This is a genomic window from Halomarina litorea (assembly GCF_024227715.1).
Lineage (GTDB): Archaea > Halobacteriota > Halobacteria > Halobacteriales > Haloarculaceae > Halomarina > Halomarina litorea.
Genome location: NZ_CP100448.1, coordinates 1,897,879 through 1,918,315, shown reverse-complemented (window position 1 = coordinate 1,918,315; position 20,437 = coordinate 1,897,879). Strand labels below are relative to the sequence as shown.

The following is a 20,437-nucleotide window of genomic DNA, read 5'->3' as shown; positions in this document are numbered from 1 at the left end:
GCAGGTACTCTCCTTGATTCTGTATAACTGCATCTGTTGAATCTAGCTCAGCCATGGGTACATGGATGGGCAGGGACGTTTTCTGACTACTGCTATCGAAGACGATGCTGATGAAACGAGGATCTCGCCCTCACGAGTCATGCGAAACGCGGACTGGGAGAGTAGCCTGCCGTGTCCAATTCACCAGCTAATTCAGAGTCTGGTATCTCAGTCGTCGACACGTTCCGGACAGAAAATTACGACCCTGTCTCACCCATGGAGTGTTAGCCGAAGGTCCGTAAAAGATCGAACCCCATGTATCCTATATGGAGAAAAAGGAATACGCGATCCTCGCCGTCGTTGCGCTCGCGACGGTCGCACTCGGTGTCCTCACGACATCGAAGCCCTTGTGGCCGTTCTTCGTCGAGAGCACGCGCCAGTTCCTGACGACGACCGCTGCGATGGCGTGGATCACGTGGTGGGCGCTCGTGATCGGCTTCGCAATCGCCGGCGGCGTCGAAGCCTGGACCTCGAATGAGCAGGTCGCGGACCTCCTTGACGGTCACGGACTGCGCGAGATCGGCTACGGGTCGCTGTTCGGGTTCGTCTCCTCGTCGTGCTCGTACAGCGCGATCGCAACTGCGAAGAACCTCTTCAAGAAGGGCGGTTCCGCCGCCGCGACCATCGGGGCGTTCATGTTCGCCTCGACGAACCTCGTCATCGAGATCGGTATCGTGATCTACATCCTGTTGGGCTGGCAGTTCCTCGTCGCGGACCTCGTCGGCGGATTCATGCTCATCGGCCTGATGGCGTTCGGCTTCGTTTACCTTACTCCTGACAAGGTGATCGATCAGGCCCGGCAAAACGTCCTTGACGAGGGTACCCCGACCGTGCAAGACCCGGTCTGCGGGATGGAGGTCAACCCCGAGGAAGCCGACTACTCGACTGAACACGACGGTCAGACTTACTACTTCTGCTCGCAGTCCTGTAAGGACAGCTTCGACCCGGAAGAGGCCAATACCACGATTCGCGAGCAGGCGACCTCCCTCTCGGGTTGGAAGGCGCTCGCGGACAAGCAGTGGTCGGAGTGGGGGATGCTCTGGGACGAAATCGCCATCGGCTTCATCTTCGCCGGACTCATCGCTGGCTTCATTCCCGAGAGCGTCTGGACCTCCGTCTTCTCCGGGCCGACGTTCGGACTCCCGGTGTACGTCTTCTGGACGGCAGTCTTGGGTGCGGTCATCGGCGTCGCGACGTTCGTCTGCTCGGTCGGGAACGTCCCGTTCGGCGCCGTCCTCTACGCCAACGGCTTGCCGTTCGGATCGGTGCTCTCGTACATCTACGCCGACCTCATCGTCCCGCCGATCATGGACGCGTACCGTGAGTACTACGGCACGAAGTTCGCGGCCATCCTCTCTGGAATGATCTTCGTCTCCGCCGTGCTCACGGGCTTTGTCATTCACTTCATCTTCCTCGGGGCGGGGGTCATCCCAGACCCATCGAGCGTCCAGATTGCAGAGGTGAAGATCGAGATGAACTACAAGATGGTCTTGAACGTCCTCGCAACGGTGTTCTTCCTATTCCTCTACTGGCTGCACCGTTCGGACTCGATCGGAGATGAGGAGCATGGCGAGCACGTGCACACAGCCGACTAACGCTCTCGGTCTCTCTCGTTCAGTCGGTCGGCATCTTTGCTGTGCCAGTAGTCGGTGATCGTGGTGACGAGATCGTCGATGAATCTGACCCCTCGGCTGGGACAGACACCCCGCGACCCCGGCGAAATAGTACTTGCACGCACTATAGACACGGCTGGTGAAAACGGGGTCGCACGGACGTAGCTCGTCTCGAGTTCAGCACCCATGACGATGGTACCAAACGGTTCTAGTTCGCGGTAGCGATTGCTAGTGCGCTTGATTCTGCTGCAAGTCGTCACTCGGATAGATTCGATACGTCCGCCCCTGCCGTTCACGATACAACAATCCGCGCTTCTCGAGGGCGCTGACCGTCTGACTTACCTTGCTCTTCGAGAAATCTGAGCGATCCCGCAACTCGATCTGCGTAATGCCGGGCGAGGATAGGACTGGTTCGAGGATACGGCGTTCGTCTTCCGGAAGGAGGTCTAACACGCGAGCCTGTGGCTGAGATTCTGGATTGATGGCCCCATCTGGTTGGGTGGCCCCCTCCGGCGAATCGGCGCTCTCAGGGTGGGTCGGAACCGCCATCTCATTCTGTGAGCGGTCCTTTACCTCTGTGCTGGTGAGGTCGTCCCGAGCCGCGAGATACCCTCCACCGATGACTGCCGAGACGAGGAGGGTCCCGAGGACGTACCAGAGCGGGTTCGTTCCGTGAACCGCCCCCATCGACGTTCCCATCATCGATCCCATTTGCTCGAAGGCCTGCTGTTGCTGGTACGCTTGCCAACTGAGCGCACCGCCGACGATGAGGACGGCAGCGACCAGGCCACCGACAACTGTATCGACCCGCCGTCGATTCATCCATCCCACCTCGATCTGCCAGTGGACTCGTTCATGCCTGAGAGATGGAACAACACCGATGTACCAGTTGTGATCCTTACGAATGCTAAGCCCGAGAGCCTCAATACCGACATTACGACGTATCGGCAACTCCAATCGTCGTATTCTACGCCGGTAACTGCTCTCCTCTCCGGAGAGTAGTACTTTTACTGTAGACTAGTCCGGTCACGACACGAGTACTCGTCTCGAAATTCCGTCTCGAGATCGCTGCCGTATCTTCTATCCATCTGGTATTCCTGATCGACATCGCCGATGCGGCGTGTACGTTCGATTCTAAGCAGCAAACCAATTGAACCAGTCGGACGTATCTCTACACATGAGTACTGCTATCACCGACCAAGAACCGTACGAGATGGGAACGACCTCCGACGTGATGCATCTTGACGCACTGGCGCTCGCCGGCACTGCGGCACTCGTGTCTGCCATCGTCATGCTCCTGCTCGGCGTGTTCGGAGCCATCGGCGTCTACGAGGGCGCGGTCGAGATGATGCAGCAGTGGCACATGTTCTTCGAGCCGACGGTCGTCGGGACTGTGGCTGGCATGATCGAGGCGGCCGTCATCAGCTTCGTCCTCGTGTACCCCTTCGCGTGGCTGTACAACCTCTTCGCTCGATAGGAGACGAACTGGAGGCCATCCAATGTATGTAACCGACAAAGCCGAAATCGTCATCGATGCCACCCCTGCTGAGATTTGGGTGTACGTGACCGACCCCGTCCACTGGACGGCGTCGAATCGCTATGGAGGACGCCCGGAACCTCGACACGGTGATGTTCGACAAGACGGGGACACTCACGAAGGGTGAGCAGGGCGTCGTCGACGTCGAGACGGCGGGTAGCTGGAACGAGGAACGGGCGTTCGAGACAAACCGCGATAGCAAGAGTGGCTGGTTCGAGTGCAACGAGTGTGCCTACTCGGTTGATGGCGACTACAACGCCTCGAAGAACATCGGACTCAAGTTGCTAACTGTACCAGAGGGCAAACGCCCCTCTGGATTGGGCGACGGTCATCTCGCCCTCAAGTCCGAGACGCTGAACCGGAACGGCGAGTACACCACCTACTCCACTACGGAGGTAGACCGGGAGTCCACGGACAAGCCCACGACTTCAGTCGTGGGTCGATGACTAAGACTCTCCACATCGAAATCTGGACAATGAGCGCACGTGACGATGTTACGCGGTATCGTCGAAATATACAGGACGAAATAGACAGTGCGACCGTCTACGAGGCCATGGCCGAAGCGGAATCTCAACCGCAGCTCGCCGACGTGTATCGACGCTTGGCGGCGACCGAGCGTGAACACGCGGAGTTCTGGGCCGAGAAACTTCGCGAGGCGGGCACCGATATGTCTACTCCACGGCCGTCTTGGAGAGCTCGTGTTCTCGCGTGGCTCGCCCGACGGTTCGGTCCTGGCGTCGTCGCCCCGACGATGCGTGCCGGAGAAGCAACTGGCGGTGCAGGATACGCCACGCAACCGGAAGTCGAGGGAACGGGGATGGTGGCTGACGAACGATCCCACGATCGCCTGCTTGCAGCAATCGCCGAGGCACCCGGCCGTGGCGCAGAAGGGAACGTCCTCGCCCGCCTCGAAGGGCGACATCGAGCATCGAGTGGTAACGCCCTCCGGGCGGCCGTTCTCGGTGCGAACGACGGCCTCGTGTCGAACCTGAGTCTCGTGATGGGTGTCGCAGGGGCCGCTCTCAACGCGACAGCCATCCTCATCACTGGATTAGCCGGGCTGCTCGCCGGTGCCGGGTCGATGGCGATGGGCGAGTGGCTCTCCGTCCAGAGTTCGCGGGAACTCTACCAGCGCCAGATCGACATCGAGGCCGCCGAACTCGCTGAAGTTCCCGAAGAGGAGGAAGAAGAGCTGGCCCTTATCTACGAAGCGAAAGGCCTCTCCAGAGAGCAAGCAGAGCAATTGGCAGAACGTCTGGTTGCAGACCAGGCCACAGCGCTCGATACACTTGCTCGTGAGGAGTTAGGCATCGATCCCGAAGAGTTGGGCGGGTCTGCCTGGGAGGCTGCAGGTGCGTCGTTCATCCTCTTCGCACTGGGAGCGATCGTCCCCGTCATCCCGTTCTTCGCATTCACCGGAATCACTGCTGTCGGGGCGAGTCTCCTGCTGAGTGCAGTTGCACTCTTTGTGGTTGGTGCTGCAATCACCGTGTTGACAGGCCGCAGCGTGCTCTATTCTGGCACTAGACAGGTCGTGATCGGGCTCGCCGCCGCTGGTCTTACCTACGGCGTTGGGACGCTCATCGGCGTTTCCATCGCCGGATAAACGAGAAACTCCTCACAGCGTTACGATCGGTTCCGGACGAAACCAATCCTGACACCCTCCGTGCAAGCGGCTACGTGGTCGATACGCTGCAAACATCGCTGTATCACGGACTTACTACGGACTCGGCGGAGGATGCCATCGTCTCTGCTGTAAACATGGGACCTGACACCGACACCGTCGGTGCAGTTACAGGAGCTGTCACAGGGGCTCGGTCCGGGGCAGACGCACTCCCCGATCGATGGACCGGCGAGTTGGAGTGTGCCGATGAAATCGCGCGCCTCGAGTCGGTACTTATGACTGCAGAACTCACCGTGGACGAGAGTTCCGTTAGCTAGCTCCCCCGAGGCGTCGTCCCAGCCTTAATATTAATAAAAATAAGAATAAGATTAAGCACAGCTGGCTGCTGACAGCTTACAGTATCGAATCTGGCTGCTGTTCCGATTCTGTGTGAGGGAGACGTCCGTCTGGTCGGGGAACGTGCCCTGCATCGATTTCGATATCGACGCGGCGCATATGCTTACTGCCCCCTTCCGGTTCGCGTCGCTGCCAGTCGAGACATGTACACGTCTCAGCAGCGACATCGACATCGTGAACGGCCTCGGAGTCACGTCTCGAGGCTTCCCGTGGGTTAGTCGGACACTCCCATCTGACCATCGGCAGGGGAGCCTTGAACGGTCGGGTGGGTCACGGTCGGGGCGTCCACGGCCCCCGATGCCCGCCGTCGCACCTTCCGAACTTGGGGAAGATTGTTGAGAGCGGGCACATTCCAATCTTGATGATCCTTGGTGCCTTTCACGGCGATGTTGATGCTTGCACCTCGGTCGCTGTGGTCTTGGTGCGCACAATCTTTGCACTTGAACCGCTTCTTGTTACGGTTCGCTCGTTCCGTGTGCCCACATAGCGGGCACTGCTGGCTGGTGTACTCTGGGTTAATCCAGCCAGTTGGGATGCCCTCGAACGACGCTTTGTACGACGTATAGAACTGGAGGGCGCGGAACGGGAGGTGGTGCAAGCGTCGGTTCATCCGCGTGCCGTAGTCGATACTATCGCGCATCTCTTTGAGGTCTTCAAAGACGATGCACGGCTTCTCAAACTGCTGGCTCCACTCCACGATGTGACGACTTACCTTGTGGAGTCGGTCGCGGACGAACCGTTCCTCACGTCCGTCCAGCGTGTCGTGGAGGCTGTCCTTTCCCGCGTTTTGGACGCGCTTACGCATCGTGAAGTAGCGGTGGCGCTCGAACTTGATTTCGGGGAGGTCGATGACCAACGTATCTTCGACACCGTTCTCGGAGAGTGCGGTCAACGCCACGTTGTCCTCGTTCACGTCCACGCCGACGACCGTCTGCGAGTCCTGCTTGTTTCGAACGGTCTGCTCAGTGTTAGTGACGGTGACGTGCAACTCGGGGTTGTCGTTGTGGAACAGGGCTTCCGCCGTCCCAATTTTCCACTGGTCGCTTTCGAGTGCAGTCGTAAGAATATCGAGATGACCGTCACTCCCTTCGAGGACGCCCGTGACGTGCTTGTACGGTTTCGCGCTGATGCGGAATGACACATGTCGGACCGTCTTCCGGACCGTGACGTGGTCGGCGTCGCGACCACTGTCGTCCCAACCGTCGGCCGTCCAGAACTCGCCGAACTGCGCCCCGCGATGCAGACCATTCCTGTCGAGGTCAGGATTCCGAAAATCGTTATCGAGCATTCCGACCGGGCACTCGAGGGTATCGAACTGCGACTGCTGATACGTGCAGTCCTCGCGAAATCCAGGGAGGAAGCCGAGAGTCAGCGCATCGATCGCAAACGGAACCCGATGGAGGAACGCCACGTACGCCGCTTGCCGGGCGTCAGAGTGTGTCTCAGTCGGACTGTTGTTAACTGAGTCTGCGCTGTCGTGGATGGCCATGAGGAGTCTCCTGCGGGACTCCGTCGCCCCGCAGGGCTCTCCGGGGCAAGATAGACCTCGCTAGCATTAACCAACAGCAGTAGAAACTGGGACTGCGTGTTGGTTACTCTCCGAATAGGCACTGCATCGCTGACTCGTCACCTGTGAGCGTCTGTTGGTCGGCGTCAGTATCCGCGAAGAGCGTCGACTGACCGATTACTCGTCGGGAGATCGTCGTCGGCGTACCTGCTCCGGATTCGCCATCTAGGGATATTCAGGAATTAGTTACTGAAATTTTCGCTCCACTTCTCGGAAATCATCAACCGAGTTCACGTCGGTAAAGGTCCGACGTGATGTCCGGGATAGCACTTCTGATGTGGACAGAATCGTCGTGTCAAGGCGATTAATAACGCCATGAAGGCTCCCGTCGCCGCATTCGACTACGTCACCGGCCGCGGAGCGGGCTGCCGCCGTCCGGTATACTGCGTGCATCGGCTGGACGTGACCATCGATGTGCGGGACGCTCCCGTCGCGCCCGGCCGCCAAATCGAACAAGTCATCGAAAAACTCGGCGTCGACAAACGGCATGTCGGCGGCGACGACGGCGACGTATGGTGTCGAAACCGCCCGGAGTCCAGCTGCAATGCCGGCCACTGGCCCTTTGTCAGGGACCGGATCCGGTGCGAAAGCGATGTCGACATCAACCGATGTGGTTCGTAACACCGGGCGGAACGAAGAGAGTTGCTCCCACCGGCAATTCACAACCACACCATCTACTGCGGGGGCCAATCCCTCGATCACGTGCATGAGAAGTGGCTTGTCATCCAATCGAGCTAATGCTTTGTCGTGTTCGCCGAATCGAGTGGAGTAGCCGCCAGCGAGCACAATGCCCGCACGTGACCCTGCCGTCATGTCGTCTGCAACTCCGAATATCGGGGACTGTTCGTCTCAGCCATGGTTTGCCTACTAGCACCGTCTTGATGACAACAGAGAGACGCGACGGGACAGAAAACCGTCACGGATTCACATGATGTACGACCAGGGTTTTGTGGTGCCCGTTGGTCTGCGACGGATATGGCTCGACTCGTACGACACGAAGCAACCGGTCCACGAAAACTTGACGCCAGCGACGTTGATGCTGAGAAAGGCGATATCGCCGTCTGTCAGTGTGGCCTTTCGGAGGAGTATCCCTTCTGTGACGGCACTCATCGTGCGACGAGAGACGAGGCGTCGGACGTACTCTACTGTTACGAGGGCGACGACGAGAACCATCGTCGGGTTGTCGTGGACATCGACTACGACGACTGACGATCCGCGAACTCACGGATGCACGGTTCGGAGAAGCCACGTTTCCGGGTTTTGGCGTTTGACTTCGAAGCGACCGAGTGAATCGTGGTCATCGACGAGATCGAGAAGAAACCCCCGTACAGACGTCGGGTCTCGGTCGCTCACGAGATAGAACGTGTCCCCGGAACCGACCTCTTCGAAGCCATGTCTGACCCGCTCGTGGCGATCTTCGGGAGGAACGCCTCTGAGGTCGACGGCTCCGTCCGGCACGTCGACCGTCCAGATTTCGTCGATCCGGTTCTGTACTGCGGCTCCTAGTTCCCGCGCGTACTCGGTCACTCCATCGGGTGTCGGCCGCGGCGTCTCCTGCATCGACGAGGTGAACGGAATCTCAGCGAGAACCGGCACTTTCAGAGCCGCTATCGGATCCGAACCCTCGAACAGCTCGTGAGGATGACCACATTCCTCGCAGACGAACTCGCCCATATTCGCGACGACGCCGAGCACCGGGACGTCGTTCTCCTCGAACAGTTGGAGAGAGCGATGCGTATCGGATACAGCAGCGTGGAACGGCGTCGTGACGAAGACGACACCGTCGACGGGGACATCCTGTAGCGTCGTGAGGGCGACGTCACCGGTCCCCGGCGGCAGGTCCAATACAACGGTGTCCGGGTTCGACCAGGCCGTCTCCTCGTACAGTTCCGAGAGGGCGTCGTGAGCCATCGCCCCACGCCAGGCCAACGGGGCGCTCGAAGACAGCAGCCCGACGCTCATCACCTCGAGGCCGTCGGCATCGACCGGGATCGGATTGCCGTCCTCGTCGGAGTGGACCGGCCCGCTGACCGACAGCAACTCCGGGACGTTTGGGCCGTGAATGTCCGCGTCGAACAGGCCGACATCTTGGCCGTCCGCAGCGAGGGCACAGGCTAACGATGTCGCGACGGTCGTCTTGCCGACGCCGCCTTTCGCGCTGGCGACGGCGATCACCCGATCCGCGGCACCGAGGCCGATCGCTCGTCCCTCCATTTCCGGCCGCGACTGGACGTGCTCAACGTGGGCGCGTCTGACTCCGGGCACGTCCGAGACCGCTTGCATCAGCGTCGTCGTCACCGACTGTGCCTCTTGGGGCGGGAAGTCACTCAAGTCGGTCTCGACGACGAGATGGCCGTCGTGCGCCCGAATATCCTCGATCAGACCGGCTTCGAAGACGGTTACGTCAGCCTCTGGATCACGGACCTGCCGCAACGCGGCCTCGACTTCGTCCATATCAACCGACACGGTATCTTCGCTGTCCTGTCCGTCCGTTTCGTCGGCGCGCTGAGTGTCCTCTACCATGTTAGAGATCCGGTTGTCGGTTGAGTCGGCTTTCGCCAGGTAGGTCTGCGCTGTCGTTCTCCAAGCCGCCGGTGAACTGTCGCCGGAACTTGCCGACATCGATATTTAGCGACCGCGCCGCAGTGCTCCGGACGACCTTCGGTTCGTCCTCTGTGGCAGCGATCTCTTCCAGTCGCCCCTCTGCACGCTCATCGTCGACGCCGGCTAGCAGGTGGGCGGCCCACTCCCGTACTCTCTCACTGTCGTCGTATGAGAGGTCGAGCAATGTCTCCAGCAGGGCAGCACCGTGAATCTTGAACAGAGAGATGGCCGCGTTCCGTCGGACAGCGTGATGGTCATCCTCGAGTAACGCTTCGAGGTGTTGCTCGTAAGCGGTCCGGTCGATTCGATCCAGCGCTACTGTTGCTTCTGCACGGACCCAGGGGTCATCGTCGGTGAGGGCTCGTTGGGCAGCTTCACCCGAGCGCTCCCTCGTGTTCTCGGTAGCCCCATCACCGCCTACGTTGCCGAGTGATTCGACGGCAAACTGCCGGACGTCACTGTCGTCATCCGCCAGGCCGATCTCGATGAGTGCGTCTAAGACACCCTCTGTCGGTCGCTTCTCACCCAGCGCGAGCGCCGCTCGCCGCCGTTCGACGATATCGTCCGATGTCAGGTCTTCGATCAGGTCCACAGTAGAGTGGTCGGCGACCGGCCCCAGATCCGTCGCCTGGAGTTCCCGTGGCGTCGCCTCGCCCAGCGTCACGTCCCGGCTTACCTCGATATCTTCCAACCCCTCAGGTTCCTCACCGAAACCTGGGCTTTGTTCCGGGTGGACGCGAGGATCTGTCGGGCCGTCTGTTGCCTCCTCAGGGTCTCTCATTCTGAGACCTCCTTGGTATCCCGATCATGTGAATCCTTGTCGACGAGCCGATCGGTCGAAGCGAGTGCCAGTATCGCACCTAGTAACACTGCCATCGCCCGTGGCAGCGTCGCCGGGACGCCAGCGAACAGGAGGAGACCGGCACCGAACGCCAGGCTGTATTCACGGCGATGGAGACCGCCAACCGCCGCGGCCGTTCCGCCGCCGAGTGCAAGCGCAGCAAGCAAATGAGAGACGTCGACGACGGCGAACCCCACCAGCAGCCCGCTTCCGACGACGAACGGTCGTGTTACGCTCGCGTAGACGACGACGGCGAATGCCAGGACGCCGGCACCAAGTGCGGCCCAGTCGCCCTCCGCACGAATGCTGAGAGCCGCGAGACCCGCGAGCGCGAGGAAACCACCGGCCCCACGATAACTAGCCTCGAGTAGTCCGACAGTGCTCGAGAGCGAGATGGCAATGCCGGCAGTCACTAGAACCCCGACAGCGATCCGGCGCCCTTCGCGATAGGTCGCCGGCCGACCGAGACTCCCGAACAGCGCGATGGTGCCGCCACCGACCACGGCGGCGACTGCCGGGAGGGTTGCACTCTCACTGACCGCCGCCAGCAGACCGAACACACCGGCAAAGAGCAGCCCCACACGGACATCGTCTCGTCGTGTTGCCAGTGCGACCGCGACGAGTGTCGCTGCGACGACGGCGGGCGTTCCACCGACCATCAGCGAGCGGACGATCTCCGGAACGACGAGCGGTCGGTAAGGAAGGTTCCGAACGATGCCGATCGTCGTCGTGAGTGCGACCAACACCAGCGCGATGGCACCGGCTGCGAGGAGGATCCGGTCACGACCACCGGCGAAACGCGTCCGATTCCAGTTGAGGCGGAACATCGGATTGGTTTCCCCGGTCCCTCCCGTCTTCTCCCCCGTAGCTGATCGCTCGGTTGAAGATTCATTGTTCACGTTCTGTCGCCCTCCCGATCGTCCTTTCGAGCGGCTAGATCGTCCACGTCGGCGGACGTGAACCCATTCAGAAAGCCACCGAGGCGGCCGTAGAGGCCGGTGCCTGGCTCCGTCCCGAGTGCCTCAGCCAGTCCCTCGGCGAACACTCGGAGGTGCCGGTCGTGAAAGTCTAGGCGTGCGGCCGCCACGTCGGAATCGACGGCAGCCTCGCGGCGACAGAGATACCCCATGAACTCCAGTTCGAGTCGCAGGTGGTCGTGGTTGCGACGCACCTCTCGGTCGACCTCGCAGCCGAAGTATTCGTACGCTCGCGCCAAATCGAGGTTGACGTCGTTCCAAGAGACATTCGGCCGGTAGTCGGTCTCGTACAGCGATACCGGAGGGCCCTCGTTGTAGACGGTTCCGTCCGTCTTGTCGACGACCTCCGAGTAGCCGACAACGAACAGGTCGTTGTACCTCGCCGAGAGGTCCTCTCGGTCCTCCGTAACAGTGAGGTTCGGTGGCTCGACGTCGAGGCTGGTCTGGTCGAGGAGCGCGTCGAATTCGGTAGTGACCTCACCAGCGGACAGCGCGGCATACAGCTCCTCGTCAGCTTCAGTGAACAGCCGCGCCAGCAGCGCGTAGATCGCACCGCGAGCGCCAGCATCGACATCAAGCTCGTCGGCAAAATCGTTCGTTCCGACGACAGACTCGATCCGATCGTCATCGTCGTTGGTCGCCACGGTCACTCACCCCTCGTACGGCGGACACCCTCGATGGTCACCAGCGTCGTGAAGACGATCCCGAGACCGGCGACCAGCCAGAGAATCGTCTCATAGGGCGGGCCCTGCGGCCCTGGGCCGAGCGCGAGGTAGTGCCACTCGCTAGTGGCTTTCGCGCCAGAGCGCTCCATACTCGACCCATTCCAAACCGCGACGGCGACATCGACGTCCTGCTCTGCGGAGAAGGACGTGCGGTTGTCGCTCACGTCGTCCAGTGGTCGCGACAGCACCACGTGCCAACGACCGTCCTGGTACGTCGCGTTGCTTTCCAAGTTACTGTCACTGAGGACTGTGGTCGTTCCTGGGCCCCCAGCCAGGAGTTCCTGGCTGACGTTCAGTCCATTCCAGTACCAGACATTGACCCGATTGTCGGTGCTACCCATGGCGATCGGCGGCCTCGCGCTCTCGTTGACGGGCACCTGAACTGCGACCGCGTCGGCGAACTGGCGGACGTCGTCTGCGCTGGTATCCCGTGTCGGGTCTGCCCAGGACAAGCGGATATACAGCCGCTCATCGGTTCGTGCGCTGGCGACACGTACTTCGTCGATCGTACTCTCGTCACCGCCGGGAACGGCCGCACCGGAACTGCTGAGGGATACGCCAGCGGATGGGGCTTCGTCCCACCCCTCACCGTCGACTGTGTCCAGCGTGGTACTGTTGTCCACGTTCGCAACAGGGATTTCGTAGGCCGGCCGGGCTGACACCAGCGCCGGTACGACGAGTGTCGTCACTACAAGACCGATAGCAAGTAGTGCCGCCAAGAGCGTCGGTTTACGGTCCATTTTCCCTCCACCAGTTAGGTTCCATCACCAGCAGGCATACCTGCCGAGTGCTATACGTCATCAGTCGAACACCTCCAGCCGGTACTGATCCGCGGTGTCGGTCGTCGTCAGCATCTCCATCACCTCGCTCTCCTCACCGCGTTCGACTTTCGCACGCTCTCGTTCGATTGTATTCAGGGCCTCGTGGACGTCGGGCCCGAACAACTCCTCGAGATAGCTCCGCGGGATGCGCTCGGCCTCGATGGACTCGCCGCTCTCGGAATGCTGTGGCGGCGCGAACGGGGGAATGTAGTAGACGTTTGGCTCCGTGCGGTATTCGGGGTGAAGGCGTACGGCAACTCCGTGTTCGTTGACGAGTTTGTGGATCGGTCCTTCCTCGTCGTCGAGGTACCCGACGAGCCGGAGCTGGGGTGGGCAGTCCTCCGCACAGGACGGCGGCAGGACCTCCCCTTCCGGTCCCTCACCCTCGATGCGTGGATAGCAGAAGATACACTTCTCGGAGGTCTTCTTCATCGCGTTGTAGTAGACCTTCTTGTAGGGACACCCCTCGACGCAGTAGCGATAGCCACGACAGCGGTCCTGATCGACGAGGACGATGCCATCCTCCTCGCGCTTGTATAATGCTGAGCGTGGACAGGCCTCGACACAGGAGGGGTGAGTACAGTGGTTGCAGATCCTGGGGAGATAGAAGTAGTAGGAGTTGGGATACTCGCCGGCACCTTCGTCCTCGTCGAAGTTCGGCCCCCAGTCCGGCTGTTCCATCGGCCGCAAGGGCTCGTCGCTGCCCTCGTACATCACCTGCTCGTGATTGAACTCCCAGGCACGGCCGTACTCTTCCTTGCTCTGTAACTCGCCAGGCGTGCGTTCCTCGCCGTCCTCGTCCCAGCCACCGCCCATCTCCTCCCAGTCGCGCGGGTAGCCCGACCCGGGCTTGGTCTCGACGTTGTTCCAGTACATGTACTCACGGCCGCCGCCGTCAGTCCAGTTGGTCTTACAGGCGATAGTGCAGGTCTGACAACCGATACACTTGTTCAGGTCCATCACCATCGCCACCTGGTGGTCGATTCCATCGGCGAGGCGGACATCGGTACCGTCGTCGGTCTGGCTCATTGGCTGTTTCCTCCTTCTTGTCCGCCGATTTCATCGATCAAGCTGCTCGACCCGTCGGCGGTCGAGTCGTTGCCGCTGGGTTCGTCCTCGGACCCGTCGTCGCTGGTGGCGGCCGGTCGTTCGGACTCCTCGTCGGCGTCCGCGTCGGCGCTCTCTTCGATCCGTTCGACCTCGACGCGGACGTCGCTGTTGACGCCGGTCGGGCCCCAGTAGTTCGGACGGAACGAGAGGTGTTCGCCGGTGTCTTCGGGGTACTGGACGAGCTGGGTGGGTTTCATGTACATGGATACGAGCGAGTTGAAGTTGTTGCGGTCGGGAAACTGGAACCGCTCCCAGGCGAAGTACATCCGGGCCGTCCCGGGTTCACCGCTCGGGTAGCGCTTGGCCTGTATCTCCAGTTCGCCGAGGTCGTTGTACAGGCGGACAGTGTCGCCGTCCTGGATGTTCCGGTCGTCCATGTCCTCAGGGTTGAGGTAGACGACGGGTTCGCCACGCTGGAGCCGGAGCATCTTCGTCGAGTCCCGCCAGGTCGAGTGGATCGACCACCGGCCGTGGGGCGTGTTGTACCGGAGGGGGTAGTCCTCGCGGTCCTGCAGCGTCGGCGACTCCTTGTGGGTCGGTAACTGCTCGCCGAGGTCGAGAAACCAGTCGTGGTCGACGTAGTACTGCTGACGGCCGGTGAACGTCGGCCACGGTTGTTTCTCCTGGACGTACCGCTGCCAGGCGGTGAACGGCTCTCCCTTCTCTAGGTCCGAGGTCCAGTGGTCGCCGACCGAGAGGAAGCGTTGGGGCTGCTCATCGATATCCTCGAAGGTGATCTGCTCGTCAGATCCCTCGGGGTTGGTCTCCTCGGAGTGTTCGAGGATGAACTCACAGGCGGCCCGGTCGTCGGCCAGCGGGCCTTCCTCGCCGGTCTCCCAGTCGCGAACGAAGTCGTCGTGGACGCTCTGCAGGTCGATGTTGCGGTTGTAGTCGCGATCCGCTATCGGGTCGGTCCCGCGCTCCTGGGCGACCTCCTGGATCTTCGCGGCCAACTCACGGAAGATTTGCCAGTCGGTCTTCGACTCCCCCAACGGCTCGACTGCCGGCGTGAACGGGTGGACGTAGCTGTGCATATCGGTCATCGAGAGGTCATACTTCTCGTAGTGGCTGGCCGTCGGCAGGACGATGTCGGAGTACAGCGCCGAGGAATCCATCCGGAAGTTGATGTCGACGATCAGGTCGAGCTTCGGCCACAGTTGCTCCTCGATGGCGACGTTCCCCTTCGACTGGTTGAAGTAGTTCCCTCGCCACATAAACAGGACGCTGGGATCGGGACGGGAACCGTCCTCCCGCTCTGCGGGATACACCGGCATCCAGTCGCGGTCGATCGACTCCTGGATCAACGCCGCCGTCTCCTCGTCGACGTTCTCGAGGATGTTACTGTGGAAATACGTCCACAGCGTGGTCGGGACGGCACGGACGTTGCCGGTCGGATACGAAAGCTTTCGCCAGCCCTCGTACGTCCAGATCTTCTCCTGGCCGACGTAGTGATCGAAGCCGGTCCCCTGCCGGCCGAGGTTCCCCGTCAGCGTCACGAGCAGCTGAATCGCCCGGTTACCCAGGTCGTTGTGGTACCAGTCGTTGACGCCCTTGCCGTGGATGATTTTGCCTCGCTCGACGCTCGCGAACTCGCGGGCGACCTCCTGGTGCGTCTCGCGACCGACACCGGTGACCTCGTTGACGTACTCGGGTGTGTACTGGGCGAGTTCCTCCCGGAGGTTCTCCCAGACCGAGCGAACGGACACCTGGCCGTCCCCCGTCGAGACCGACGTGTCGACCGAGAGCTGCGGGTCGAAGCCGAGTTCGATGCTCGCCGTGTCGTCGTGCTGGCCGTCCCGGTCGCCCAGTGAAGCAGGTGCGATCCGTAGATTGCCACCGTCGTCCAGCATCACGAAGACCTTCTCGGGGTCGTTGACTCCCGCACCGAGGCCGTCCACCTCGGCGGCCCGCAGGAACTTGCCGGTGTCCTCTCTGACCAGCAGCGGCATGTCGCTTTGCTCTTTCAGGTGGGCTTCGTCGTAGAGCCCCTCGTCGACGATCGTCCGGGCCATTCCCAGCGCCAGTGCGGGATCGCTGCCGGGGTCGGGGCTCAACCAGTCGTCGCAGTGGATCGCCGTCTGGGAGTAGTCGGTGAAGACACCGACGCGTTTCGTGTCGTTGTAGGCCGCCTCGAGGAAGTACTTCGCGTCGGGGATGCGCGTGACGTTAATGTTCGACCCCCAGGCGATGATGTAGTCGGCGTGGTACCAGTCAGCACTCTCTGCGTTGTCTGTCTGGGTCCCCCACGTGATGGGTTCGCCCGGTGGCAGGTCGGAGTACCAGTCGTAGAACGACATCGTCACGCCGCCCAGCAGGTCGAGCAGGCGACTCCCGGAGGCAAAGGAGATCGGACTCATCGCGGGAATTGGGGTGAAGCCGTTGATCGCGTCGTACTCCCCTGCCTGGACGGTCTCCACCACCTCCTCGGCGATCTCGGTCAGCGCCTCGTCCCAGGAAATCCGCTCCCACTTGCCTTCGCCACGCTCACCGGTGCGGCGCAGGGGGTGGAGCACGCGGTGGTCGGCGTTGACGTAGTCGGAGTAACAGGCGCCCTTCTGACAGCCGCGGGGGTTGGGGTCCGGCGCGTCCTCGTCGAACTGTGGGTAGTCGCCGGCCTGAGATTCTCGCCAGACCTGGCCGTTGCGAACGTAGACCTCCCACGAGCAGCTGCCGGTGCAGTTAACGCTGTGTGTCGATCGGGCCGTCGAGTCCCAGTCCCACTGCTCACGGTAGAGATCCTCCCAGTCGCGGTACGGGTAGTCGCCGATGGGGTCGTCGACGACCTGGAGCGTATCCATCCCCTCTTGCTGGTTGGCGAGACTCACGCCGGTGACCCCTAGTGCCGCGCCGAGGCCGATCCCTTTCAGGAAGTCACGGCGTGCCGTGTCGATGTCTCTCGTGACCGATTCCGAGTCGTCGTGGAAGTCGTTTCTGTCACTCATTCTCGATTGATAATTACTGTCAGCAGTCCGACGACGACGCCAAGCGCCGCGACGGCGATGCCGGTCGCCGTCCCGCCGCCAACGTGGAGCCCGGTGCCGATCAAGGCGACGCCGAGTAGTTTGGTCACTCGATCCACCCAGTGGTACTGGCGTTCGGACAGCGTTCGTTTCCTGTTCTCGTAGTGATTACTCATCGGTGTCCTCCGGTCTGCTGCCGTCCTCGACGGCGGCCGGTTTCGACTCGCTCGTCCGGTCGACGCTATCGGGTTCGAGACGGTCCCGTTCACTGCCGCCATCGCCGATGGCCGGACCGCCGTCACGCCCGCCATCGCCGAAGCCGCCGAGGACGGCGTACGTCGTGAGACCGGCGAGGATCGGTCCGACGATCAACATCGCAGTCAGGTACGGCCTGATCACAGCCGTCGTTGACCCGACGAGGTCGGCGACGATGACGTCCATGCCGGCAATCGAGGCCAGCATCACGAAGACCACCCCGGCGATGCCGACCGCGGTCGGGAACGGTCGCACTAGGGGGTCGGCTCCGAAGTGGATTGGCTCCGACTCGTAATCGATGAACGGCCAGACGGCGACGGCGACGAACACCAGGCTTGGCAACAAGAGCCCACCGACGAACTCGGAACTGACGTGGATCCCGAACAGGTCGAAGCTCATCCAGGCAGGCGTCAGCTTCAGGAAGCCATATCCCCACATCAGGAACCAGTCGGGCATGACGAGGGAGGGTGTACTCGCCGGATCGCTAGGTCCGTAGTGAGCGACGTTGTGGACGGGAAGTAACCCTGCTAGCAACGACAGGACCCCCAACGTCAGGAAGAAGACGACGGCACTGACCGCGGCCTGGTTGGGCACCATCGGAAGGCCGACCACGACGCTACCGTCGTTCCGGTCGACGTGTTCCCGCCCGGTTACGTCCCCGTCGCGCGGAGCCTCGGTGTGCTTCTGGCGTATCAGTATAAGGAAGTGCAATCCGAGCAACCCGGCGATCAGCAAGGGTATCACGAGGACGTGCAGAAAGAAGAGTCTGGGAACCGTCGCACTCGAAGGGAAATCGCCCCCGAAGACGATCTGGCCGATGGCGTCACCGAGCAACGGTATCGACGTGGCGATGTTGTAGCCGATGCCCGCCGCAGTGCTGGCGAACTCGTCGAAGGGCAGCGCGTAGCCGGTGTAGGCCGCACCCATCGCGAGACCGGCGAGGCCGGTCCCAACGAGCCAGTTGATCTCGCGGGGATTGCGATACGCTCCGGTGAAGAACACTCGTAACATATGCAGTCCGATTGAGGCGATGAACAGGTGGGCCGCCCAGTGATGGAGCCGCCGAATGAACATCCCGAAGGGGACGTCGTAGGTGATGTTGAGGACGCTGACGAACGCCTCGGGCATCTCCTCGCCCTGGTACTCGGCGACGCTGCCTTCGTACTCAACGTCCGAGGTGCTCGGCTCGAAAAAGAAGCCGAGGAAGATGCCCGTCAACACCAGCAGCAGGAAACAGAAGGCGGCGACTTCCCCGAGCAGGTATGAGTCTTCCGCAGGGAACGCCTTCCCGAGGAACGTCTGCGCCGAGCCGAGTCCGAGTCGATCGTCGAACCAACCGTAGAGGCGATCGAGTCGTCCCACTTCACTCACCCCCTCCGGCCCCAACGGGGGCTTCGAAGTCCCCAACGGCGATCAGCTCCCCTCCATCTGAGATAGTGATCGGAAGCTGTGGGAGCGGCCGTGGCGGCGGGCCACCGGTTACGTCGGCACCTGAGAGCGGATCGAACCGGCCCGAGTGACACGGACAGACCAGCGTATCGCCGTCACGGTCGGCGACCATACAGCCGGCGTGCGTACAGACCTTCGAGTAGGCGGCATAGCCGCCGGCGGTGAACTCGAGTCTGGTCGTACCGCCGTAGGCGTCTTCCGGAAACCGTACGAGTAGGGTCGGGGCCTGATCGATGCCCGGTCGTGGCTCCGGGAAGACGGTCATGTGTTCGCCCTCGGCCAGTCGGCTTTCTTCAACTCGTACGCCCTCGCCGTCGACGAGGGCGATGCCGTCAGAGTAGACCGGCCCGGTGTAGGACCGCTCGAAGACCTGGGTCAGTCCTGCAAGCGGTGCAGCGAGGCTGCCGACGGCGGTCAGCCCACCGACTGTCGCAAGTACCTTCGCGTAGTCTCGTCGTGCCATCTTCGCGCGCTCGTCACGCCGAAATTCTTTGTAGATGCTCGGCGTTTCGGTCGTTCCCGACCTGGAACAGGGACAGTTGCCTGTGGTGGCCTGCGACTCGTCGCTCCGGTCAGTCTTCGGGCTTTCGTCGGCGTCGGCCGTCGGATACGATTGCGAGATGATCTCGTGCTGTGTACGTTCGTCCATTAGTGATCCCTCCGTTCGGCCACCTCGACATGTGGCATAAACCAGGCATAGTAGGAGACGGTCAGGCCAGCCAGCGACATGAACATGCCAAAGGCGTAGATGCCGAAGTACTGGGTTCGGGCCAAGGTGAGGTACTCGCCGGTGAACAGTGCCGCGAAGGTAATGGTCAGGACCGTGAGCCCGCCCATGGCGATGAGACCCTCGAGAGCATCACTCGAAGGATGATACGCGACAATCCAGCGGTCCTCGGTTTCGATCCAGGGCGCGGTGCGACCACTCCCGTCAGTGAGGGTCTCGCCGCCACTAGTGTCAGACCTCGCCGCCTTGTCCATAAATCGGTGGAAGAACGCTGTCACGCCGACGAGACCGAGAAGTGCAATCCAAACGATCACCCCCACTTGGCTCGGGGAGAGTTTGTTGGGAGTATCGACGAATCCGCTTAGCGGTCGAATCTCACTGACGCTGTGATCGATTTCGATTTCCTCGGACGGCGGCTCACCTTGTAGCCCGACGAACCACATCGGAAGCAGGACGGCGAGAAGGATGCCGACGATGATGAGAGTGCGACGGTGCATGATTGGTGGGAAAGTGTTGATTGTTTTTATCGAATATCTTGCGGGGATCGTCCGACTGTATACTCCCAACATCGTGACAAGGTGAGGGGGTAGTGTTAAATGTTAGCACCATCCCTGATTAATTCGTCTGTCGTCCTGTATATCCTGATCCACCAATTGGATCGATCTACCTTCTAGTAGGATTCGGCGGGGTGTGAGGTTACGCGATCCACAGAGCGTGGAGGCGACAATCGGCTCACTAATGGTTGGGGGTGGGTAGTTCCGTATCCACCGCTTCAGACTTCCTGAATCCAATTTTCCGTGACTATACATCACCGAGACGGGGACCCCATTTCTTTTGACAGTAGCGGACCTACAGCCAGTTATGGCAACAGACCCACACGATCACGATCACGGCCACGGCGAGACGGAACCCGTCACTGACCGTACTCACGACAACTCGTGGTCGGCGAATCTCGAGAAACCACAATACGCCGACGATCGCTCTCTGCTCGAACGACACGCGATCGAGGCCATCGAACACACGACCAGCGGCCACCACGTCAATCTCGTCACCCACGAAGCGCATGGCCATCCCGAGACGTATCTCTACGACGCTCTCACCGACCGATTCGAGGAGGAGGACGTCCGCTGGGAGTATGTCGAACAGTGCGGCTGTGGGGGCCACGTCGTCCGCGCTCACATCGAATAACGTC

At 61.3% G+C, this 20,437-nt stretch carries 22 protein-coding genes and 1 pseudogene; 7 read left to right on the top strand and 16 right to left on the bottom strand.

What is annotated here, in order from left to right:
* Nucleotides 1-301: 301 nt before the first annotated feature.
* Entirely contained in the window at nucleotides 302-454 is a 153-nt protein-coding gene (locus tag NKG96_RS10470; protein ID WP_254534879.1) for a hypothetical protein, read from the bottom strand.
* Between NKG96_RS10470 and NKG96_RS10465 the strand changes: the two genes are divergently transcribed.
* Complete coding sequence (locus tag NKG96_RS10465; protein WP_254534878.1) at nucleotides 441-1,634, top strand: permease; 1,194 nt, start codon at nucleotides 441-443, stop codon at nucleotides 1,632-1,634. The genes NKG96_RS10470 and NKG96_RS10465 overlap by 14 nt on opposite strands.
* 246 nt (nucleotides 1,635-1,880) lie before the next feature.
* On the opposite strand, the gene NKG96_RS10460 is transcribed toward NKG96_RS10465, so the two are convergent.
* Entirely contained in the window at nucleotides 1,881-2,474 is a 594-nt protein-coding gene (locus NKG96_RS10460; RefSeq protein ID WP_254534877.1) for a helix-turn-helix transcriptional regulator, read from the bottom strand.
* A gap of 355 nt (nucleotides 2,475-2,829) precedes the next feature.
* Between NKG96_RS10460 and NKG96_RS10455 the strand changes: the two genes are divergently transcribed.
* From NKG96_RS10455 to NKG96_RS10440, 4 genes are all read left to right on the top strand, one after another.
* The gene (locus NKG96_RS10455; RefSeq protein ID WP_254534876.1) at nucleotides 2,830-3,129 is read left to right on the top strand and encodes a hypothetical protein; all 300 of its coding nucleotides are present in this window, start codon (nucleotides 2,830-2,832) and stop codon (nucleotides 3,127-3,129) included.
* Between the two features lie 122 nt (nucleotides 3,130-3,251).
* The gene (locus tag NKG96_RS10450; RefSeq protein WP_254534875.1) at nucleotides 3,252-3,635 is read left to right on the top strand and encodes a hypothetical protein; all 384 of its coding nucleotides are present in this window, start codon (nucleotides 3,252-3,254) and stop codon (nucleotides 3,633-3,635) included.
* Nucleotides 3,632-4,795 (top strand): VIT1/CCC1 transporter family protein, encoded by a 1,164-nt coding sequence (locus NKG96_RS10445; RefSeq protein ID WP_254534874.1) that lies wholly within the window; start codon nucleotides 3,632-3,634, stop codon nucleotides 4,793-4,795. The genes NKG96_RS10450 and NKG96_RS10445 overlap by 4 nt, the downstream gene beginning before the upstream one ends.
* Complete coding sequence (locus tag NKG96_RS10440) at nucleotides 4,792-5,130, top strand: ADP-ribosylglycohydrolase family protein (protein ID WP_254538138.1); 339 nt, start codon at nucleotides 4,792-4,794, stop codon at nucleotides 5,128-5,130. The genes NKG96_RS10445 and NKG96_RS10440 overlap by 4 nt, the downstream gene beginning before the upstream one ends.
* A gap of 76 nt (nucleotides 5,131-5,206) precedes the next feature.
* Here the strand turns inward: NKG96_RS10440 and NKG96_RS10435 are convergent.
* The 3 genes and pseudogenes from NKG96_RS10435 to mobA all read right to left on the bottom strand — a co-directional run.
* Nucleotides 5,207-5,386, bottom strand: a pseudogene (locus NKG96_RS10435) (hypothetical protein); the annotation flags it as partial.
* A 37-nt stretch (nucleotides 5,387-5,423) separates the two neighbouring features.
* Nucleotides 5,424-6,698 carry an RNA-guided endonuclease TnpB family protein gene (locus tag NKG96_RS10430; protein ID WP_254534873.1) on the bottom strand — a complete coding sequence of 425 codons (1,275 nt, stop codon included), beginning with the start codon at nucleotides 6,696-6,698 and terminating at the stop codon, nucleotides 5,424-5,426.
* A gap of 264 nt (nucleotides 6,699-6,962) precedes the next feature.
* Entirely contained in the window at nucleotides 6,963-7,589 is a 627-nt protein-coding gene (mobA, locus tag NKG96_RS10425; protein WP_254534872.1) for a molybdenum cofactor guanylyltransferase, read from the bottom strand.
* A 162-nt stretch (nucleotides 7,590-7,751) separates the two neighbouring features.
* Between mobA and NKG96_RS10420 the strand changes: the two genes are divergently transcribed.
* Nucleotides 7,752-7,985 carry a CDGSH iron-sulfur domain-containing protein gene (locus tag NKG96_RS10420; RefSeq protein WP_254534871.1) on the top strand — a complete coding sequence of 78 codons (234 nt, stop codon included), beginning with the start codon at nucleotides 7,752-7,754 and terminating at the stop codon, nucleotides 7,983-7,985.
* Between the two features lie 12 nt (nucleotides 7,986-7,997).
* Here NKG96_RS10420 and NKG96_RS10415 read toward each other — a convergent pair whose 3' ends face one another.
* The 11 genes from NKG96_RS10415 to NKG96_RS10365 all read right to left on the bottom strand — a co-directional run bounded on the left by NKG96_RS10415 (nucleotide 7,998) and on the right by NKG96_RS10365 (nucleotide 19,742).
* Nucleotides 7,998-9,299: a P-loop NTPase gene (locus NKG96_RS10415; RefSeq protein WP_438267346.1), complete on the bottom strand. Its 1,302-nt coding sequence runs from the start codon at nucleotides 9,297-9,299 to the stop codon at nucleotides 7,998-8,000.
* Between the two features lies 1 nt (nucleotide 9,300).
* On the bottom strand, nucleotides 9,301-10,161 hold the full coding sequence (locus NKG96_RS10410; RefSeq protein WP_254534870.1) for a HEAT repeat domain-containing protein: 861 nt from the start codon (nucleotides 10,159-10,161) through the stop codon (nucleotides 9,301-9,303).
* Complete coding sequence (locus tag NKG96_RS10405) at nucleotides 10,158-11,048, bottom strand: DUF8068 family protein (RefSeq protein ID WP_254534869.1); 891 nt, start codon at nucleotides 11,046-11,048, stop codon at nucleotides 10,158-10,160. The genes NKG96_RS10410 and NKG96_RS10405 overlap by 4 nt, the downstream gene beginning before the upstream one ends.
* Nucleotides 11,049-11,116: 68 nt before the next feature.
* On the bottom strand, nucleotides 11,117-11,842 hold the full coding sequence (locus NKG96_RS10400) for a molecular chaperone TorD family protein (RefSeq protein ID WP_254534868.1): 726 nt from the start codon (nucleotides 11,840-11,842) through the stop codon (nucleotides 11,117-11,119).
* 2 nt (nucleotides 11,843-11,844) lie between these two features.
* Nucleotides 11,845-12,663, bottom strand: coding sequence for an ethylbenzene dehydrogenase-related protein (locus tag NKG96_RS10395; RefSeq protein WP_254534867.1), 819 nt, complete (start codon nucleotides 12,661-12,663; stop codon nucleotides 11,845-11,847).
* A gap of 60 nt (nucleotides 12,664-12,723) precedes the next feature.
* The gene (narH, locus tag NKG96_RS10390; protein ID WP_254534866.1) at nucleotides 12,724-13,773 is read right to left on the bottom strand and encodes a nitrate reductase subunit beta; all 1,050 of its coding nucleotides are present in this window, start codon (nucleotides 13,771-13,773) and stop codon (nucleotides 12,724-12,726) included.
* Nucleotides 13,770-16,796: a nitrate reductase subunit alpha gene (gene narG / locus NKG96_RS10385; RefSeq protein WP_254534865.1), complete on the bottom strand. Its 3,027-nt coding sequence runs from the start codon at nucleotides 16,794-16,796 to the stop codon at nucleotides 13,770-13,772. Before narG ends, narH begins: the two co-directional genes overlap by 4 nt.
* A complete protein-coding gene (locus NKG96_RS10380; protein WP_254534864.1) occupies nucleotides 16,793-16,990 on the bottom strand; it encodes a DUF8120 family protein in 198 nt (65 codons plus the stop codon). The genes narG and NKG96_RS10380 overlap by 4 nt, the downstream gene beginning before the upstream one ends.
* Nucleotides 16,983-18,431, bottom strand: coding sequence for a cytochrome b (locus tag NKG96_RS10375; protein ID WP_254538136.1), 1,449 nt, complete (start codon nucleotides 18,429-18,431; stop codon nucleotides 16,983-16,985). Before NKG96_RS10375 ends, NKG96_RS10380 begins: the two co-directional genes overlap by 8 nt.
* A gap of 1 nt (nucleotide 18,432) precedes the next feature.
* Nucleotides 18,433-19,167, bottom strand: coding sequence for a QcrA and Rieske domain-containing protein (locus NKG96_RS10370; protein ID WP_254534863.1), 735 nt, complete (start codon nucleotides 19,165-19,167; stop codon nucleotides 18,433-18,435).
* Nucleotides 19,167-19,742 (bottom strand): hypothetical protein, encoded by a 576-nt coding sequence (locus NKG96_RS10365; protein WP_254534862.1) that lies wholly within the window; start codon nucleotides 19,740-19,742, stop codon nucleotides 19,167-19,169. Before NKG96_RS10365 ends, NKG96_RS10370 begins: the two co-directional genes overlap by 1 nt.
* A 364-nt stretch (nucleotides 19,743-20,106) precedes the next feature.
* Here NKG96_RS10365 and NKG96_RS10360 point away from each other — a divergent pair, with 364 nt between their 5' ends.
* Complete coding sequence (locus tag NKG96_RS10360) at nucleotides 20,107-20,433, top strand: CGCGG family putative rSAM-modified RiPP protein (RefSeq protein WP_254534861.1); 327 nt, start codon at nucleotides 20,107-20,109, stop codon at nucleotides 20,431-20,433.
* Nucleotides 20,434-20,437: the final 4 nt, after the last annotated feature.

Coding starts and splice junctions, on each gene's coding strand:
- NKG96_RS10460 (WP_254534877.1), bottom strand. CDS start 2,474: ATGAATCGACGGCGGGTCGATACAGTTGTCGGTGGCCTGGTCGCTGCC.
- narG (WP_254534865.1), bottom strand. CDS start 16,796: ATGAGTGACAGAAACGACTTCCACGACGACTCGGAATCGGTCACGAGA.
- NKG96_RS10410 (WP_254534870.1), bottom strand. CDS start 10,161: ATGAGAGACCCTGAGGAGGCAACAGACGGCCCGACAGATCCTCGCGTC.
- NKG96_RS10455 (WP_254534876.1), top strand. CDS start 2,830: ATGAGTACTGCTATCACCGACCAAGAACCGTACGAGATGGGAACGACC.
- NKG96_RS10445 (WP_254534874.1), top strand. CDS start 3,632: ATGACTAAGACTCTCCACATCGAAATCTGGACAATGAGCGCACGTGAC.
- NKG96_RS10405 (WP_254534869.1), bottom strand. CDS start 11,048: ATGTTCCGCCTCAACTGGAATCGGACGCGTTTCGCCGGTGGTCGTGAC.
- NKG96_RS10420 (WP_254534871.1), top strand. CDS start 7,752: ATGGCTCGACTCGTACGACACGAAGCAACCGGTCCACGAAAACTTGAC.
- NKG96_RS10380 (WP_254534864.1), bottom strand. CDS start 16,990: ATGAGTAATCACTACGAGAACAGGAAACGAACGCTGTCCGAACGCCAG.
- narH (WP_254534866.1), bottom strand. CDS start 13,773: ATGAGCCAGACCGACGACGGTACCGATGTCCGCCTCGCCGATGGAATC.
- mobA (WP_254534872.1), bottom strand. CDS start 7,589: ATGACGGCAGGGTCACGTGCGGGCATTGTGCTCGCTGGCGGCTACTCC.
- NKG96_RS10450 (WP_254534875.1), top strand. CDS start 3,252: ATGGAGGACGCCCGGAACCTCGACACGGTGATGTTCGACAAGACGGGG.
- NKG96_RS10415 (WP_438267346.1), bottom strand. CDS start 9,299: ATGGTAGAGGACACTCAGCGCGCCGACGAAACGGACGGACAGGACAGC.
- NKG96_RS10465 (WP_254534878.1), top strand. CDS start 441: ATGGCGTGGATCACGTGGTGGGCGCTCGTGATCGGCTTCGCAATCGCC.
- NKG96_RS10360 (WP_254534861.1), top strand. CDS start 20,107: ATGGCAACAGACCCACACGATCACGATCACGGCCACGGCGAGACGGAA.
- NKG96_RS10430 (WP_254534873.1), bottom strand. CDS start 6,698: ATGGCCATCCACGACAGCGCAGACTCAGTTAACAACAGTCCGACTGAG.
- NKG96_RS10395 (WP_254534867.1), bottom strand. CDS start 12,663: ATGGACCGTAAACCGACGCTCTTGGCGGCACTACTTGCTATCGGTCTT.
- NKG96_RS10365 (WP_254534862.1), bottom strand. CDS start 19,742: ATGCACCGTCGCACTCTCATCATCGTCGGCATCCTTCTCGCCGTCCTG.
- NKG96_RS10370 (WP_254534863.1), bottom strand. CDS start 19,167: ATGGACGAACGTACACAGCACGAGATCATCTCGCAATCGTATCCGACG.